Here is a 16343-nt window from a genome sequence, read left to right on the forward strand (position 1 = left end):
CGATGGCCAAGATCCGCGTGGTGGTGGTCGACGACTCGGCACTGGTGCGCTCGCTGCTGGCCGAGATCATCAACCGCGAACCCGACATGACGTGCGTCGGCACGGCCGCCGACCCGCTGGCCGCACGCGAGACGATCCGCACCCTGAATCCGGACGTGATCACGCTCGACGTCGAGATGCCGCGCATGGACGGGCTCGACTTCCTCGCGCGCCTGATGCGGCTGCGCCCGATGCCGGTCGTGATGGTCTCGACGCTGACCGAACGCGGCGCCGAGACGACGCTGCGCGCGCTCGAGCTCGGCGCGATCGACTTCGTCGCCAAGCCGAAGATCGGCATCGCCGACGGGCTGCAGCAGCTCGCGCACGACATCACCGACAAGATCCGCACCGCCGCGCGCGCGCAGGTGCGCCGCGCGCCGCCGCCGCCCGAGCGTCCTGCGCACGGCGCTGCCGCGCCGGGCAGCGCGGTGCCAGTCAAGGCCATGGGGCGGCTGTCGACCGAGAAGATCGTCTTCATCGGCGCGTCCACCGGCGGCACCGAGGCGACGAAGGAAGTGCTGGTGCAGCTGCCGCCCGACTTCCCGGCGGTGGTCATCACGCAGCACATGCCGCCGGGCTTCACGCGCAGCTACGCGGCGCGTCTGGACGGGTTGTGCCGCATCCGCGTCAAGGAAGCCACCGACGGCGAGCGCGTGCTGCCCGGCCACGCCTACATCGCCCCCGGCGGGCTGCACCTGTCGGTCGAGCGCTCGGGTGCGAACTACGTCGCGCGCGTGCGCGACGGCGAGCCGGTCAACCGCCACAAGCCGTCGGTCGAGGTGCTGTTCGAGTCGGCGGCGCGCGTCGTCGGCCCCAACGCGTTCGGCGTGATGCTCACCGGCATGGGTGGCGACGGCGCGAAGGCGATGCGCGCGATGCGCGACGCCGGCGCGTGGAACATCTGCCAGGACGAGGCGAGCTGCGTCGTCTTCGGCATGCCGCGCGAGGCGATCGCCGCCGGCGCCGCCAACGAGGTGCTGCCGCTCGCGCAGATCGCGCCGCGCCTGATCGAGCGGCTGCGCGCGACCGCCGGGATGGCGCTCAACCGGGTTTGAGCCGCTCTCCCGACGCCGCGGGCAGGAACATCGCCTGCAGGTCCGAAAGGAAGTCGAAGCCCAGCGGCGTCGCGCGCACCGCGTCGCCGTCGCGCTCGAGCAGCCCGCGCGCGGCCGCCGCCTGCAGCGCGTCGTCGATCACCGACGGCGCGAGGCCGGTGCGCTCGGCGAACAACGAGAGCGTGAACCCCTCGCGCAGCCGCAGCGCGTTGAGCACGAACTCGAACGGCAGCTCGTCGGCGCCGACGGCGTGCTCGTTCGACACCGCGCGGCCCTCGCGCGCGCGCTGCAGGTACGTCGCCGGGTCGCGCCAGCGCACCTGGCGCACGATGCGGTCGGGGAAGCTGAGCTTGCCGTGCGCGCCGGCGCCGAGCCCCAGGTAGTCGCCGAAGCGCCAGTAGTTGAGGTTGTGCACGCAGCGGTGGCCGGGCCGCGCGAAGGCCGACACCTCGTAGCGCTCGAGGCCGGCCGCAGTGGTGCGCGCGACGATCGCGTCGAGCATCTCGCTGGCCGTGTCGTCGTCGGGCAGGCCCTCGGGCGGGCGCGTCGCGAACCGCGTGTTCGGCTCGAGCGTCAGGTGGTAGACCGACAGGTGCGGCGGCGCGAACGCGAGCGCCTGCGCGAGGTCGCGCTCGAGCATCGCCGGCGTCTGCCCCGGCAGCGCGTACATCAGGTCGAGGTTGAAGGTGTCGAACGTGCGCGCCGCCTCCTCGGCGGCGGCGATCGCCTGGCGCGCGTCGTGCACGCGGCCGATGCGCGCGAGCAGCGCGTCGTCGAAGCTCTGCACCCCGATCGACAGCCGCGTGACGCCGGCGTCTCGGTACGCGCGGAAGCGCTCGCGCTCGAAGGTGCCCGGGTTGGCCTCGAGCGTGACCTCGCAGCCCGGCTCGAGCGGCAGTCGCGCGCGCACCGCGGCGAGCAGGCGGTCGATCGCCCCCGGCGGGAACAGGCTCGGCGTGCCGCCGCCGACGAACACGCTGACGACGCGCCGGCCCCACACCAGCGGCAGCGACGCCTCGAGGTCGGCGACGAGTGCATCGACATACGCATCGAAGAGAGATTCGCCCAGCGAGACCGACGCGGATCCGGGTTTCCCGGTCCGCGGCGAGCCCCCACGGGGGACAGAGGGCCGCGGCTCCGGGTCCGCCTGCGCGGACCCGGACGGCCCGAAGGCCGGGCGACTCTGGCGCCCGGCAGGGAGCGCAGCGAGCCTGGGGGTCAGCTCGTGCGAATTGAAGTCGCAGTAGGGGCACTTCTTCAGGCACCACGGCAGGTGCACGTACAGCGTCAGCGGCGGCAGCGCGGCGAGCGCGACGTCGCCGCGGCGGCGCAGCCGAACGACCTGCTCAGCCAAGGTGCCAGGCCTGGCGCAGCAGCTCGCGCATCGCAGCCGCGGCGCGGGCGCGGTGGCTCGCGCGGTTCTTCGTCGCCGCGTCGAGTTCGGCCACCGTGGCGCCGAGCTCGGGGATGTACAGCAGCGGGTCGTAGCCGAAGCCGCCGGCGCCGCGCGGTGCGTCGAGCACGACGCCGTCCCAGCGGCCGAACGCGACGAGCGGCTCGGGGTCGTCGGCGTGGCGTAGCGCGACCAGCGTGCTGACGAAGCGCGCGCGCCGGTCGGGCACGCCGTCGAGCTCGCGCAGCAGGCGCGCGTTGTTGGCCTCGTCCTGCACGCGGCGCTGCGCCTCGCGGTCGCCCGGCGGCAGCGCCACCGGCGCATAGTGCGCCGAGACGACGCCCGGCGCACCGCCGAGCGCGTCGACGCACAGCCCCGAGTCGTCGGCGATCGCGGCGCCGCCGGCGGCACGCGCCGCGTGCCTGGCCTTGGCCAGCGCGTTCTCGACGAAGGTCGCGTGCGGCTCGTCGGCCTCGGCGATGCCGAGCGCGCCCTGCGCGACCAGCTCGAGCGGCAGGTCGGCGAACAGCGCGCGCAGCTCGGCGAGCTTCTTCGCGTTGTTCGACGCCAGCACCAGCCGCATCGTGCCCCCGTCAGCCGGCCAGCGCGGCGCGCTGCCGCGCGACCAGCTCGGCAATGCCGTGCGCGGCGAGCGCGAGCATGCGGTCCATCTCGGCGCGCGTGAACGGCACGCCCTCGGCGGTGCCCTGCACCTCGACGAAGCCGCCGCTGCCGGTCATCACGACGTTCATGTCGGTGTCGCAGGCGACGTCCTCGACGTACTCGAGGTCGAGCAGCGGCGTGCCCTCGACGATGCCCACCGACACCGCGGCGACGTGGTCGCGGATCGGCGAGCGCTCGATGCGGCCTTCGCGCTGCAGCCACGTGACGGCGTCGTGCGCGGCGACGAAGGCGCCGGTGATCGCCGCGGTGCGCGTGCCGCCGTCGGCCTGGATCACGTCGCAGTCGACGATGATGCTGCGCTCGCCGAGTGCGGCGAGGTCGAAGACGGCGCGCAGCGAGCGCCCGATCAGGCGCTGGATCTCCTGCGTGCGGCCACTTTGCTTGCCGCGCGCGGCCTCGCGGTCGCTGCGCGTGTGCGTGCTGCGCGGCAGCATGCCGTACTCGGCGGTGACCCAGCCCTCGCCGCTGCCGCGCTTGTGCGGCGGCACCTTCTCGTCGACCGACGCGGTGCACAGCACCCGGGTGTCGCCGAACGACACCAGCACCGAACCCTCGGCGTGGCGCGTGTAGTGCCGCTGCAGCGAGACCGGACGCAGCGCGTCGGCGGCACGCCCGTGGGTGCGCATGAAGCTCATCGAAAACCTCTCGGGAACGGGAACACCGGCGGCCCAGGCCGCCGGCCTCAGTGTCGCTTCTCGGCCGAGCGCCGGATCGCCTCGTTGATCTCCTGGATCGAACGCTCGATCTCGGCGTCGTCGAGATCGTCGGCCGCCGCGTCGCCGAGCGCCGCGGTCTGGATGCTCGACGCGAACAGGTCCTCGCCGAGCGCCTGCGTCGACACCGCGTCGGCGTCGTCGCCGCCCTCCCACTCGACGGCGATCGCGGTGACGTTGTCGCACTTCGCACCGCCTTCGCGCAGTGCGGCCTCGACGAGGTCGGGCACCGAGTGCGAGATCGTGCCGCGGCCGAGCTGCGCCGCGATCTCGGCGTCGGCGACATTGCCCCACAGGCCGTCGGAGCACAGCAGGATGCGGTCGCCGCCGTGCAGGCGCAGCGGCCCGGCGGCGTCGACCATCGGCTCGCTCGGGCTGCCCAGGCACGTGAACAGCACGTTGCGCCCGAACGGCGTGACCGTCGTCGACAGCGTCAGCGCCTCGTGCAGCTCGGCGTAGGAGTGGTCGCGCGTGCGCGCCACGAGCGCGCCGTCGCGCACGACGTACAGCCTCGAGTCGCCGCAGTGCGCCCACCACAGCGCGCCGTCCTGCAGCACGCAGGCGACGACCGTCGTGCGCGGCGTGTCGGGCAGCGCGCGCCGCTGCGCGTAGCGCAGCAGCTCGCGGTGCGCGGCGAGGATGCCTTCGCGCAGGAACAGCTGCGGGTCGGCCAGGCGCGGCTTGGCGTCGTGCTGGAAGCGCGCGGCCAGCGTCTGCAGCGCGAGCTGCGAGGCGACCTCGCCCTCGGGGTGACCGCCCATGCCGTCGGCGAGCGCGAACAGGCCCGACTCGCGCGTGTAGCAGTAGCCCATGCGGTCTTCGTTCTTCTCGCGTCCGCCCTTGCGGCTGACCTGGTAGACGGCGAAGCGCATCGGCGTCAGGCGGTGGCGGCGAGGTCCGCGCGCATCAAGGCTTGGCGCCCGACTTGAGGTTCTCGAGCTGCAGCTTCAGCCGCTCGGAAAAGCTCAGCTTGGTGTAGCGGCGCTCGGTCTCGCGCGCGAGCTCCTTCTGCAGCGCGAACACGCTCTGCGGGCGCGACAGCGAGTCGAGCGACATGCACCACTCGGTGACCTCGATCAGGTTGTCGGAGTAGACATTGCGCAGCCGCGACAGGCTCAGCGCGAGGCGGTCCTTCTCGAGCCGCTGCGGCGCGTCGTTCGGCGGGTAGCCCTGCATGCACGCGTAGATGCACGCGCCGATCGCGTAGATGTCGGTCCACGGCCCCAGCGCGCCGTCGCGCTTGTACATCTCGGGCGCGGCGAAGCCGGGCGTGTACATCGGGCGGATGAAGTTGCCCTCCTTGCTCAGCACCTCGCGCGCGGCGCCGAAGTCGAGCATCACCGCCTTGTTGTCGTTGGTGATGAAGATGTTCGCCGGCTTGATGTCCAGGTGCAGCATCTTGTGCTGGTGCACGATGCGCAGCCCGCGCAGGATCTCGTCGAACAGGCTGCGGATCGTGCTCTCGCGGAACACCTTGTCGCGCTTCAAGTCGCGCGCGGTGACGATGAAGTCCTGCAGCGTGTCGCCCTGCAGGTAGTTCATCACCATGTAGACGGTCTCGTTCTCGCGGAAGAAGTTCAGCACCGAGACGACGCTCGGGTGGCTGATCTGCGCGAGCGAGCGCCCTTCCTCGAAGAAGCTCTTCAGACCCAGGCGGTACAGCGGCAGCTTGTCGGGCTTGACGCGCGGCACCAGTTCGCCGGGGTCGCGTTCGGCCAGCGACGCGGGCAGGTACTCCTTGATCGCCACCAGGTGGCCGCTCTCGTCCTCGGCGAGGTAGACCACGCCAAAACCACCGGCCGCCAGCTTCTTGACGATCTGGTAGCCGCCGACCACGGTGCCTGCGGGCAACGGGGCGGGTTTGGGCTTTGACATAATCGAGTTTTGCAAGGCGATAGCGCGATGTCAGTCTACAGCATGACCGGCTACGCCAGTGCCGCGACAAGGGCCGTTTCCGGGGCCGATTCTGGGCCCACGGCGGCGGCGCTGACGGTCGAATTGCGGTCGGTCAACAGCCGCTTTCTCGACCTCTCGTTCCGCCTGCCCGACGAATGGCGCGGGCTCGAGGCGGCGCTGCGCGAGCGCCTGGCCGGCGCGTTCCGCCGCGGCAAGATCGAACTGCGGCTCAGCAGCGCGCGCGACGACGCCGACGCGTGGCCGCAGCCCACCGCCGATCAACTGCACCGCCTGTCGCAGCTCGAGTCGCAGGTGCAGTCGTGGCTGCCGAAGGCCGCGCCGCTGTCGACGCACGAGGCCCTGCAGTGGTGCCGCAGCGCCAGCGCCACCGTGCGCGCCGACGACGCCGTGCTCGACGCGGCCGACCGCGCGATCGCGTCGCTGCGCGCCGCGCGCGAGCGCGAAGGCGCGCGTCTGGCCGCGGTGCTCGCCGAACGCGTCGCGCGGCTGCGCGAACTCGCGGCACAGGCCGAGCCGCTGGTGCCCGCCGTCGTGCAGCGCCAGCAGCAGCGCTTCGTCGAGCGCTGGCACGAGGCGCTGCAGGCCACCGGCGCGGCCGCCAGCATCGGCGAGCAGGCCCTGCGCGAGCGCGCGCTCAACGAGGCGGCGGCGTACGCGCTGCGCATCGACGTCGCCGAGGAGCTCGCGCGGCTGCGTGCGCACCTCGACGAGATCGAGCGCCTGCTCGCCAAGGGCGGCGAGGTCGGCAAGCGGCTGGACTTCCTGATCCAGGAGCTGCAGCGCGAAGCGAACACGCTCGGCTCGAAGTCGGCCGCCCTCGAGCTGACCGCGATCGCGGTCGAGATGAAGGTCGCGATCGAGCAGATGCGCGAGCAGGTGCAGAACCTGGAGTGACGGCGATGGACCCCTCCCCGAGCGAGACCCCGGGCAACCTGTTCGTCGTCGCCGCACCCAGCGGCGCCGGCAAGTCGAGCCTCGTGAAGGCGCTGCTCGAGCTCGACGCGCACCTGTCGGTGTCGGTGTCGCACACGACGCGCGCACCGCGCGGCCAGGAACGCGACGGGCGCGAGTACCACTTCGTCGACGAGGCGACGTTCCGCGACATGGTCGAGCGCGGCGAGTTCTTCGAGTGGGCGCAGGTGCACGGCAACCTGTACGGCACGTCGCGCGTCGAGCTGCAGCAGCGGCTGAAGGCCGGCGATGACGTGATCCTCGAGATCGACTGGCAGGGTGCGCTGCAGATCAAGCAGCTGTTCGCGCACGCGGTGCTGATCTTCATCCTGCCGCCGAGCTGGGACGAGCTGCGCCAGCGCCTGCTGCGCCGCGGCGAGGACGGCCCCGACGTCATCGAGCAGCGCATGGCCAACGCGCGCACCGAGGTGGCGCAGGCGCGGCACTTCGACTATGTGATAATCAATGCCTTGTTCGAAACGGCGCTGTTCGACCTCAAGACGGTCGTGCACTCGCAGCGCCTCAAGTACGCGGCACAGAAGCGCAACAAGTCGCAGGTGTTCGCCGCACTCGACCTGATCTGACCCCGTCGCACCGCCATGGCCCGCATCACCGTCGAAGACTGCCTGCAGAAGATCCCGAACCGCTTCCAGCTGGTGCTCGCCGCCACGTACCGCGCGCGCATGCTCAGCCAGGGTCATGCGCCGAAGATCGAGACGAAGAACAAGCCCGGCGTGACGGCGCTGCGCGAGATCGCCGCCGGCGAGGTCGGCCTCGAGATGCTGCGCCGCGTGCCGATCTGAGCCGCCGCGCGTCCGACCCCACGACGAAGGGCGCCTGCGGGCGCCCTTCGTCGTTCTCGCGCGGCGCTGTGCGCCCCGCCGGGCACCCGCGCGAGGCGCGCGCGGCCGCAGCCTGCTAAATTGGGGTATGGGGATCCGGTCGCTGGCCGCCGAGCTGCTGCCCTCCGCGCTGACGGGGCTGCCTCGCCTCGCGCTCGGCAAGCCGCAGGAGCCCGCCGCCGCGTCGACCGCGGCGACCTTCGCCGCGCTGGCCGACAAGCTCGGCTACCTCTCGAAAGCCGAGCTGAAGCAGGTGCGCGAGGCGTACAAATTCGCCGACGAGGCGCACCTGGGGCAGTTCCGCGCCAGCGGCGAGCCCTACATCACGCACCCGCTCGCGGTGGCCGGGCTGTGCGCCGACTGGAAGCTCGACGCGCAGGCCATCATGGCCGCGCTGATGCACGACGCGATGGAGGACTGCGGCGTCGGCAAGGCCGAGCTGATCGAGCGCTTCGGCGCCGCCACTGCCGACCTCGTCGACGGACTGACCAAGCTCGACAAGCTGCAGTTCAACACGCGCGAGGAGTCGCAGGCCGAGTCGTTCCGCAAGATGCTGCTGGCGATGGCGCGCGACGTGCGCGTGATCCTCGTCAAGCTCGCCGACCGGCTGCACAACATGCGCACGATGGCCGCGATGGCGCCGGCCAAGCGCGGGCGCATCGCGCGCGAGACGCTCGAGATCTACGCGCCGATCGCGCACCGTCTGGGTCTGAACCAGACCTACCGCGAGCTGCAGGAGCTGTCGTTCGAGCACCTGCACCCGTGGCGGCACGCGGTGCTGTCGAAGGCTGTGCAGCGCTCGCGCGGCTACCGGCGCGACCTCGTCGAGCGCGTGCACAAGGACGTCGAGCGTACCTTCGCCGCCGCGCGCATGAAGGTGCAGATCGCCGGACGCGAGAAGACGATCTACTCGATCTACCGCAAGATGCGCGAGAAGCACACCAGCTTCGCGCAGGTCAACGACATCTTCGGCTTTCGCATCGTCGTCGGCGACGTGCTCGAGTGCTACACCGCGCTGGGCGTGCTGCACCAGCTCTACAAGCCGGTGCCGGGCCGCTTCAAGGACTACATCGCGATCCCGAAGGCCAACGGCTACCAGTCGCTGCACACGACGCTGGTCAGCCCGCTCGGCACCGCGATCGAGTTCCAGATCCGCACCGAGGCGATGCACGCGGTGGCCGAGGCCGGCATCGCCGCGCACTGGATGTACAAGGCCAAGGACGTGCGCGACCCGAAGGAAGCGCAGCGGCTGGGCACGATCTGGCTGCAGAGCCTGCTCGACATCCAGGACGAGACGCGCGATGCGGCCGAGTTCCTCGAGCACGTCAAGGTCGACCTCTACCCCGACGCGGTCTACGTCTTCACGCCCAAGAGCAAGATCCTCGCGCTGCCGCGCGGCGCCACGCCGGTGGACTTCGCGTATGCGATCCACTCCGACGTCGGCCACCACACGGTGGCGGCCAAGGTCAATGGCGAGGCGGTCGCGCTGCGCACCGAACTGAAGAGCGGCGACGTCGTCGAGATCGTCACGGCGCCCAACGCGAAGCCGAATCCGGCGTGGCTGAACTTCGTGCGCACCGGCCGCGCGCGCAGCAAGATCCGCCACCACCTGAAGACGATGGAGGCGGAAGAGGCGCGCGCGCTGGGCGAGAAGCTGCTCGCGCAGGCGCTGCGCGCCGAGGGCCTGCCGATGCCGTCGGCCGACCCCGCCGACGAGGACGCCGCCGCGCTGTGGCAGCAGGTCGCGCGCTGGGCAGGCAACCGCCACCGCGCCGAGCTGATGACCGACATCGGCCAGGGGCGCAAGATCGCGACCATCGTCGCCAAGCGCGTCGCGCAGCTGCTCGCCGAGCGCGGCGCGCGCCCCGACGCCGTGACGCTGACGCTGGGCCGCTATGCCAGCGACGACAACGCGCCGACGCAGGGCCTGGTGACGATCGACGGCAGCGAGGGCGCGTCGGTGCAGATGGCCACCTGCTGCCGGCCGATCCCGGGCGATGCGATCGTCGGTTACCTCGGCCGCGGCGAGGGGCTGACGGTGCACACCGCCGAGTGCGGTGTCGCGCGCCGCCTGAAGGAGCGCGACAGCGAACGCTGGCTGCCCGTCGAGTGGGCCGAAGAGCCGACGCGGCCGTTCGAGACCGGCGTGCAGGTGCTGGTCGAGAACGGCAAGGGCGTGCTCGCGCGCGTGGCCGCCGCGATCAGCGGCGCCGAGGCCGACATCACGCACATCGCGATGGGTGACGAGAAAGCCGGCGAGACCGTCGAACTCAAGCTGCTGCTCGCGGTGCGCGACCGCCTGCACCTGGCCGACGTGCTGCGCGCGCTCAAGCGCGCACCGTCGGTGCTGCGCGCGCAGCGCATCAAGCCCTGAGCGCGGCTCAGCGCGCCGGCGGCGGGTACTCGACGCGCAGCACCTCGATCGTCTCGACCCCGCGCGGCGTGACGAGCTGCACCTCATCGCCCTCGCGCGCCTTCAGCAGCGCGCGTGCGATCGGCGCGATCCAGCTGACCTCGCCCTTCAGGCTGTCGGCTTCGTCGATGCCCTTGATCGTGATCGTGCGCTCGTCGCCCTTCGCGGTCGCGTAGGTCACCGTCGCGCCGAAGAAGATCTGGTCGCTGCCGTGGTGCAGAGACGGGTCGGCGACTTCGGCGATGTCGAGCCGCTTGGTCAGGAAGCGGATGCGGCGGTCGATCTCGCGCAGCCGCTTCTTGCCGTACAGGTAGTCGCCGTTCTCGCTGCGGTCGCCGTTGCTCGCCGCCCAGGCCACAGCCTCGACGACCTTGGGCCGCTCGACGTCGAGCAGGTGCAGCAGCTCGGCGCGCAGCGCCGCGTAGCCCTGCGGCGTGATGTAGTTCTTGCCACCAGCAGGCAGCGGCGGCAGGCCGACGTCGTCGTCCTCGTCGGCGGGCGCGTCGACTTCCTTCGTGAACGCCTTGCTCATGCGGCCGATTTTGGCGCGGTGCCCCGGGCTTTCAACAGCTCGCGCGCGATGATCAGCTGCTGCACCTCGGTCGCGCCCTCGTAGATGCGCAGCGCACGGATCTCGCGGTACAGCCGCTCGACCGTCTGCCCGCGCGTGACGCCGAGGCCACCCCACATCTGCAGCGCCGCGTCGATCACCTGCTGCGCGCCCTCGGTGGCGGCCATCTTGGCCATCGCCGCTTCCTTCGTGACGCCGCGGCCCTGGTCGCGCTGCCACGCGGCGCGGTAGGTCAGCAGCGACGCGCTGTCGATCGTCGTCGCCATCTGCGCGAGCTTGGCCTGCGTGAGCTGGAAGTCGGCCAGCGTCTGGCCGAACATCCGGCGCGTCGTCGCGCGCTGCAGGCCCTCGTCGAGCGCGCGGCGCGCGAAGCCGAGTGCGGCGGCCGCGACCGACGTGCGAAACACGTCGAGCGTGCGCATCGCGATCTTGAAGCCCTCGCCCGCTGCACCGATGCGGTTCGCGAGCGGCACGCGGCAGCCGGCGAAGCGCAGCCGCGCGAGCGGGTGCGGCGCGATGACGTCGATGCGCTCGGCGATCTCGAAGCCCGGCGTGCCGGCCTCGACGATGAACGCGCTGATGCCGCGCGCGCCCGGCGCCTCGCCGGTGCGCACGAAGACGACGTAGACGTCGGCGATGCCGCCGTTGCTGATCCACGTCTTCTCGCCGTCGAGGATCGCGACGTCGCCCTCGACGCGCGCGGCGCACCGCATCGCCGCGACGTCGCTGCCGGCGTCGGGCTCCGACAGCGCGAACGCGGCGATCGCCTCCCCGCGCGCCACCCGCGGCAGCACGGCGGCGCGCTGCGCGGGCGTGCCGGCCAGCGAAATCGCGCCGGAGCCGAGCCCCTGCATCGCGAACGCGAAATCGGCCAGCCCATCGTGGCGCGCCAGCGTGTCGCGGATCAGGCAGATCGCGCGCGTGTCGATCGCCTCGCCCGCCCCGCCATGCGCGGTGCCCGCCACCGCGTGGCGCAGCCAGCCGGCCTCACCCAGCGCGCGCACGAGCGCGCGGCACGTCGCGTCGACGTCGGCGCCGTGGTCGACGTGCAGGTGCGCAGCGCACCAGGCGTCGAGCTCGCGCGCGAGCGCGCGGTGGCGCTCGTCGAAGAACGGCCAGGCGAGGTCGTCGTGCAGGCTCATCGTCAGTCGCCCTGGAAGACGGGTTTCTGCTTCGCCGCGAACGCGCGGTACGCGCGGCCGAAGTCCTCGGTCAGCATGCAGATCGCCTGCGCCTGCGCCTCGGCCTCGATCGCGGCGTCGATGCCCATGTCCCACTCCTGGTGCAGCATCGTCTTCGTGATGCCGTTGGCGAAGGTGGGGCCGTGCGCGAGTTCGTGCGCCAGCGCGTGCGCGTCGCGCAGCAGGTCTTCCGGCGCGCACAGGCGGTTGAAGAAGCCCCAGTGGTAGGCCTCGTCGCCGGGCAGCGATCGGCCGGTGTAGAGCAGCTCGCTCGCGCGGCCGTGGCCGACGATGCGCGGCAGCAGTGCGCACGCGCCCATGTCGCAGCCGGCCAGCCCGACGCGGTTGAACAGGAACGCCGTCTTGCTGCGCGGCGTGCCGAAGCGGATGTCGGCGGCCATCGCGAGGATCGCGCCGGCGCCGGCGCACACGCCGTCGACGGCAGCGACGATCGGCTGCGGGCAGTGGCGCATCGCCTTGACGACGTCGCCGGTCATGCGGGTGAACATCAGCAGCTCGGGCGCCGGCAGGCCGATCAGCGGCCCGATGATCTCGTGCACATCGCCGCCGGAGCAGAAGTTGTCGCCGGCGCCGGTGATCACGACGGCGTGCACGTCGTTCGCGTGGCGCAGCCGCACGAACAGGTCGCGCAGCTCGGCGTAGCTGTCGAACGTCAGCGGGTTCTTGCGCTCGGGCCGGTTCAGCGTGATCGTGCCGACGCGCTCGGCCACCGTCCATTCGAAGTGCGTCGCGCGCCAGTCGCCGAGCGGGCGGCGGTTGCCGGCGGCCAGCGCCGGGTCGAGCGGCTTGCGGTCAGTCATGCGTGGACTCCTCGCGGTGCAGGCCGAGCCGCAGCCGGCCCAGCAGGTCGAGCAACTGGTGCTGGGCGCGGTCGTCGAGCGGCGCGAGCAGCTCGACGACCCAGCCCTCGTGTTCGCGCGCCATCGCCTCGAACGAGCGCGCGCCCTCGGGCGTCAGCGCGACACGCCACGAGCGGCGGTCGTCGGGGTCGCTCTCGCGCCGCACCCAGCCGTCCTTCTCGAGTTCGTCGGTCAGCCCGGTGACGTTGCCGCCGGTAACCATCAGGTACTTCGACAGCGCGTTCATCCGCAGGCCCTGCGGGTGGCGGTACAGCTGCGCGAGGTAGTCGAAGCGCGCCAGCGTGATGCCGAAGCGCGCACGCAGCCGCCGGCGGATCTCGCGCTCGATGTCGTTGCTGCACGCGAGCAGCCGCAGCCACAGCCGCAGCGCGACGTGGTCGTCGTGGGCGGCGCGCGCCTCGGCGCCGAGGCGGTCGTCGGCCAGGCGCAGCGCGGTGGTGCGCCTCGTCATGCCGGCTCCCTGAAGGCCGGCGCGGCGGCCTGCGCCTTCTCGCGCGCGAACAGGCTTTCCATCTGCCCCTTGCCGGAGAGGTAGGGCTTGGGCCACGCGACGCCGGTCCAGCCGATCTTGGCGGCTTCGGTCAGCGTCCACGCCGGGTTGGCCAGGTGCGGGCGCGCGACGGCGCACAGGTCGGCGCGGCCGGCGGCGACGATGCTGTTGACGTGGTCGGCCTCGCTGATCGCGCCGACCGCGATCGTCGCGATGCCGGCCTCGTTGCGGATGCGGTCGGCGAACGGCGTCTGGTACATGCGCCCGTACACCGGCTTCTGCTTCGCGCTGACCTGCCCGCTCGAGCAGTCGATCATGTCGGCGCCGGCGGCCTTGAACGCCCGCGCGATCTCGACCGCGTCGTCGGGCGTGATGCCACCGGGCACCCAGTCGTGCGCCGAGATGCGCACCGAGATCGGCAGGTGCTGCGGCCACACCGCGCGCACGGCGCGGAACACCTCGAGCGGGTAGCGCAGCCGGTTGGCGAGGCTGCCGCCGTACTCGTCGTCGCGGTGGTTGGTCAGCGGCGAGATGAAGCTCGACAGCAGGTAGCCGTGCGCGCAGTGCAGCTCGAGCCAGTCGGCACCCGCCTCGGCCGCGCCTTCGGCGGCGCGCACGAACTGCGCCGTGACACGGTCCATGTCGGCGCGCGTCATGCCACGGCTGATCTGGCTGACGCCTTCGAGGTACTGCTGCGGCGACGCCGAGACGATCTCCCAGTTGCCCGCCGCCAGCGGGTGGTCCATCCCGGGGCCGTCCCACGGCACGCGCGTCGACCCCTTGGCACCGCTGTGGCCGATCTGGATGCCGAACTTCGCGTCGGTGTGCGTGTGGATGAAGTCGGCGATGCGCTTCCACGCGCGCACCTGCTCGGCGGTGTACAGCCCTGGGCAGCCGGGCGTGATGCGGCCCTCGGGGCTGACGCACGTCATCTCGGCGAACACGAGGCCGGCGCCGCCGAGCGCACGCGCGCCCAGGTGCACGAGGTGGAAGTCGCCGGGCACGCCGTCGACCGCCGAGTACTGCGCCATCGGGCTGACGACGACGCGGTTCTTCAGCGTGACGCCGCGCACCGTGTACGGCGTGAACATCGGCGGCGGCGGGCGGGTGCCCTCGGGCACCTCGACGCCGGCGCTGCGGGCGAACCAGCGCTCGAAGCCCTCGAGCCAGCGCGCGTCGCGCAGGCGCAGGTTCTCGTGGCTGATGCGCTGGCTGCGCGTGAGCATCGAGTACATGAACTGCTCGGGCGGCAGCGTGTCGGCGTAGCGCCGGCCGACCACCTCGAACCACTCCATCGCGTTCCACGCCGCGTTCTGCAGCCGCAGCACGTCGACCTCGCGCAGTGCCTGATAGCGCTCGAGCACCTCGGGGATGCGCGCGGCGTCGTGGCCGGCGGCGTCGAACTGTGCCGTCAGCTCGATCGCGTCCTCGATCGCGAGCTTGGTGCCCGAGCCGATCGCGAAGTGCGCCGTGTGCACCGCGTCGCCCATCAGCACGACCGGCTGGCGGCCGTTGTGGTGCCACCATTTCTCGCACTTGACGCGCTGGAAGTTCAGCCACGCGCTGCCGCGCAGGTGGCGCGCGTTGCTCATCAGCCGGTGGCCCTGCAGGTTGGCGGCGAACAGCTGCTCGCAGAAGGCGATCGACTGCTGCGGGTCGGCACGGTCCAGGCCGTGCGCCTTCCACACGTCCTCCGGGCACTCGACGATGAAAGTGCTCGTGGCCTCGTCGAACTTGTAGATGTGCGCCTGGAACCAGCCGTGCTCGGTCTTCTCGAACAGGAACGTGAACGCGTCGTACAGGCGGTTCGTGCCGAGCCAGATGTAGCGGTTGGGGCGCGTGACGATGTCGGGCCGGAAGACGTCGGCGTACTTCGTGCGGATCTTCGAGTTGATGCCGTCGCTGGCGACGATCAGGTCGGCGTCGGGGAAGTCGGCGTCGGAGTCGACCTCGCTTTCGAAGCGCAGCTCCACACCGAGCTGCTCGCAGCGCGCCTGCAGGATGTTGAGCAGCTTCTTGCGGCCGATGCCGACGAAGCCGTGGCCGCCGCAGCGGATCACGCGGCCCTTGAAGTGCAGCTCGATGTCGTCCCAGTGGTTGAACGCCTGCTGGATCTCGCGCGCCGTCTCGGGGTCCCAGCGGCGCATGTGTTCCATCGTCGCATCGGAGAACACGACGCCCCAGCCGAAGGTGTCGTAGGGCCGGTTGCGCTCGACGACGACGATCTCGTGCGCCGGGTGGCGCCGCTTCATCAGCAGCCCGAAGTACAGGCCGGCGGGGCCGCCGCCGATGCAGACGATCTTCATGCCGGTCTCCCGCGCGATCGGCGCGCCGCAACGCGCACCGAATTGCTTTAGTTGTCAATATTTTAGCCAACCGCCCATTTCCGGCAAGCCCCGGACACGAAAAAGGCGCCCCGCGGGGCGCCTCGACGTCGCGAGTCCGGGCGGCTCACATGCCGTTGGGCGTCAGCAGCCGCATCGCCTGCTGCTCCTGGCGCTCGGCGGTCTGCAGCATCTTCATCTGGTGCTCGAACTGGCGCGCCGCGGTGATCATCGCGACCATCGTCTCGACGGCGCTGACGTTGCTGCCCTCGAGCGCGCCGTCCTGCACGCGCGCGTTGGCGTCGGCCGGCAGTTCGCCGTCGGCGGCGCGGAACAGCCCGTCGGTGCCGCGCTGCAGCGGCGCCTCCGGCGTCACGAGCTTGAGCCGCCCGACGACGGCACTGGTGCCGTCGTCGCGGCTCGCGCTGACGGTGCCGTCGGGCGCGATCGCGACGCGCGTGCCCGCCGGCACCGTGATCGGGCCGCCGTCGCCGATGACGGGGTGGCCGTTCTTGGTCACGAGGTTGCCCTCGGCGTCGAGGTCGAGCGCGCCGGCGCGCGTGTAGGCCTCGGTGCCGTCGAGCGCCTGCACCGCGAGCCACGCGTTGCCCTTCATCGCGATGTCGAGCGGCCGCCCGGTGGGCTGCACCGCGCCGGGGTCGGGGTTGTAGCCCACCGTCGATTCGAGCGCGTACACGCGCGTCGACGCCCCGTCGCCGCGCACCGGCACGGCGCGGAACGCCGCGAGCTCGGCGCGAAAGCCCGTCGTCGACACGTTGGCCAGGTTGTGCGCGAGCACCTCCTGGCGCTGCATCGTCGCCTTCGCACCCGACATCGCGAGGTAGATCATGCGGTCCATCGTGCGCTCCCGTCGGCGTCAGCGTGGCAC

The 16343-nt window shown here is 71.8% G+C and carries 16 protein-coding genes; 5 read left to right on the forward strand and 11 right to left on the reverse strand.

All coding sequences use genetic code 11. The features are described from left to right. Positions 1-2 precede the first annotated feature (2 nt). The gene (locus MOJ79_RS14190) at positions 3-1094 is read left to right on the forward strand and encodes a protein-glutamate methylesterase/protein-glutamine glutaminase (protein ID WP_241924735.1); all 1092 of its coding nucleotides are present in this window, start codon (positions 3-5) and stop codon (positions 1092-1094) included. Here MOJ79_RS14190 and hemW read toward each other — a convergent pair. From hemW to MOJ79_RS14215, 5 genes are read right to left on the reverse strand one after another with little or no spacing between them, the layout of a single operon-like run. Then, positions 1081-2448: a radical SAM family heme chaperone HemW gene (hemW, locus tag MOJ79_RS14195; protein ID WP_241924736.1), complete on the reverse strand. Its 1368-nt coding sequence runs from the start codon at positions 2446-2448 to the stop codon at positions 1081-1083. The genes MOJ79_RS14190 and hemW overlap by 14 nt on opposite strands. Beyond that, positions 2441-3070 carry an RdgB/HAM1 family non-canonical purine NTP pyrophosphatase gene (gene rdgB / locus MOJ79_RS14200; protein ID WP_241924737.1) on the reverse strand — a complete coding sequence of 210 codons (630 nt, stop codon included), beginning with the start codon at positions 3068-3070 and terminating at the stop codon, positions 2441-2443. Before rdgB ends, hemW begins: the two co-directional genes overlap by 8 nt. Before the next feature lie 10 nt (positions 3071-3080). Then, positions 3081-3806 carry a ribonuclease PH gene (gene rph, locus MOJ79_RS14205; protein ID WP_272885391.1) on the reverse strand — a complete coding sequence of 242 codons (726 nt, stop codon included), beginning with the start codon at positions 3804-3806 and terminating at the stop codon, positions 3081-3083. Between the two features lie 47 nt (positions 3807-3853). Next, entirely contained in the window at positions 3854-4756 is a 903-nt protein-coding gene (locus tag MOJ79_RS14210; protein ID WP_241924738.1) for a PP2C family protein-serine/threonine phosphatase, read from the reverse strand. Positions 4757-4790: 34 nt separating this feature from the next. Next, positions 4791-5759 carry a serine/threonine protein kinase gene (locus tag MOJ79_RS14215; RefSeq protein ID WP_241924739.1) on the reverse strand — a complete coding sequence of 323 codons (969 nt, stop codon included), beginning with the start codon at positions 5757-5759 and terminating at the stop codon, positions 4791-4793. A 27-nt stretch (positions 5760-5786) separates the two neighbouring features. Between MOJ79_RS14215 and MOJ79_RS14220 the strand changes: the two genes are divergently transcribed. The 4 genes from MOJ79_RS14220 to MOJ79_RS14235 all read left to right on the forward strand — a co-directional run bounded on the left by MOJ79_RS14220 (position 5787) and on the right by MOJ79_RS14235 (position 9968). Next, positions 5787-6695, forward strand: coding sequence for a YicC/YloC family endoribonuclease (locus tag MOJ79_RS14220; protein WP_241924740.1), 909 nt, complete (start codon positions 5787-5789; stop codon positions 6693-6695). A gap of 5 nt (positions 6696-6700) precedes the next feature. Continuing rightward, the gene (gene gmk, locus MOJ79_RS14225) at positions 6701-7336 is read left to right on the forward strand and encodes a guanylate kinase (RefSeq protein WP_241924741.1); all 636 of its coding nucleotides are present in this window, start codon (positions 6701-6703) and stop codon (positions 7334-7336) included. A gap of 15 nt (positions 7337-7351) precedes the next feature. Next, positions 7352-7555, forward strand: coding sequence for a DNA-directed RNA polymerase subunit omega (gene rpoZ, locus MOJ79_RS14230; RefSeq protein ID WP_119353755.1), 204 nt, complete (start codon positions 7352-7354; stop codon positions 7553-7555). A 127-nt stretch (positions 7556-7682) separates the two neighbouring features. Continuing rightward, positions 7683-9968 carry a RelA/SpoT family protein gene (locus MOJ79_RS14235; RefSeq protein ID WP_241924742.1) on the forward strand — a complete coding sequence of 762 codons (2286 nt, stop codon included), beginning with the start codon at positions 7683-7685 and terminating at the stop codon, positions 9966-9968. Between the two features lie 7 nt (positions 9969-9975). On the opposite strand, the gene greB is transcribed toward MOJ79_RS14235, so the two are convergent. The 6 genes from greB to flgF form a co-directional block, all read right to left on the reverse strand. Next, positions 9976-10539 (reverse strand): transcription elongation factor GreB, encoded by a 564-nt coding sequence (gene greB, locus MOJ79_RS14240; RefSeq protein ID WP_241924743.1) that lies wholly within the window; start codon positions 10537-10539, stop codon positions 9976-9978. After that, on the reverse strand, positions 10536-11720 hold the full coding sequence (locus MOJ79_RS14245; protein WP_241924744.1) for an acyl-CoA dehydrogenase family protein: 1185 nt from the start codon (positions 11718-11720) through the stop codon (positions 10536-10538). Before MOJ79_RS14245 ends, greB begins: the two co-directional genes overlap by 4 nt. Positions 11721-11722: 2 nt before the next feature. Continuing rightward, positions 11723-12580 (reverse strand): enoyl-CoA hydratase family protein, encoded by an 858-nt coding sequence (locus tag MOJ79_RS14250; protein WP_241924745.1) that lies wholly within the window; start codon positions 12578-12580, stop codon positions 11723-11725. Next, positions 12573-13091, reverse strand: a complete 519-nt coding sequence (locus MOJ79_RS14255) for a MarR family transcriptional regulator (protein WP_241924746.1) — start codon at positions 13089-13091, stop codon at positions 12573-12575. The genes MOJ79_RS14250 and MOJ79_RS14255 overlap by 8 nt, the downstream gene beginning before the upstream one ends. Then, complete coding sequence (locus MOJ79_RS14260; RefSeq protein WP_241924747.1) at positions 13088-15436, reverse strand: bifunctional salicylyl-CoA 5-hydroxylase/oxidoreductase; 2349 nt, start codon at positions 15434-15436, stop codon at positions 13088-13090. The genes MOJ79_RS14255 and MOJ79_RS14260 overlap by 4 nt, the downstream gene beginning before the upstream one ends. Positions 15437-15581: 145 nt before the next feature. Then, entirely contained in the window at positions 15582-16313 is a 732-nt protein-coding gene (flgF, locus tag MOJ79_RS14265; protein ID WP_119291725.1) for a flagellar basal-body rod protein FlgF, read from the reverse strand. Positions 16314-16343 lie beyond the last annotated feature (30 nt).

Source organism: Calidifontimicrobium sp. SYSU G02091, assembly GCF_022631395.1.
Classification (GTDB): domain Bacteria; phylum Pseudomonadota; class Gammaproteobacteria; order Burkholderiales; family Burkholderiaceae_C; genus Calidifontimicrobium; species Calidifontimicrobium sediminis.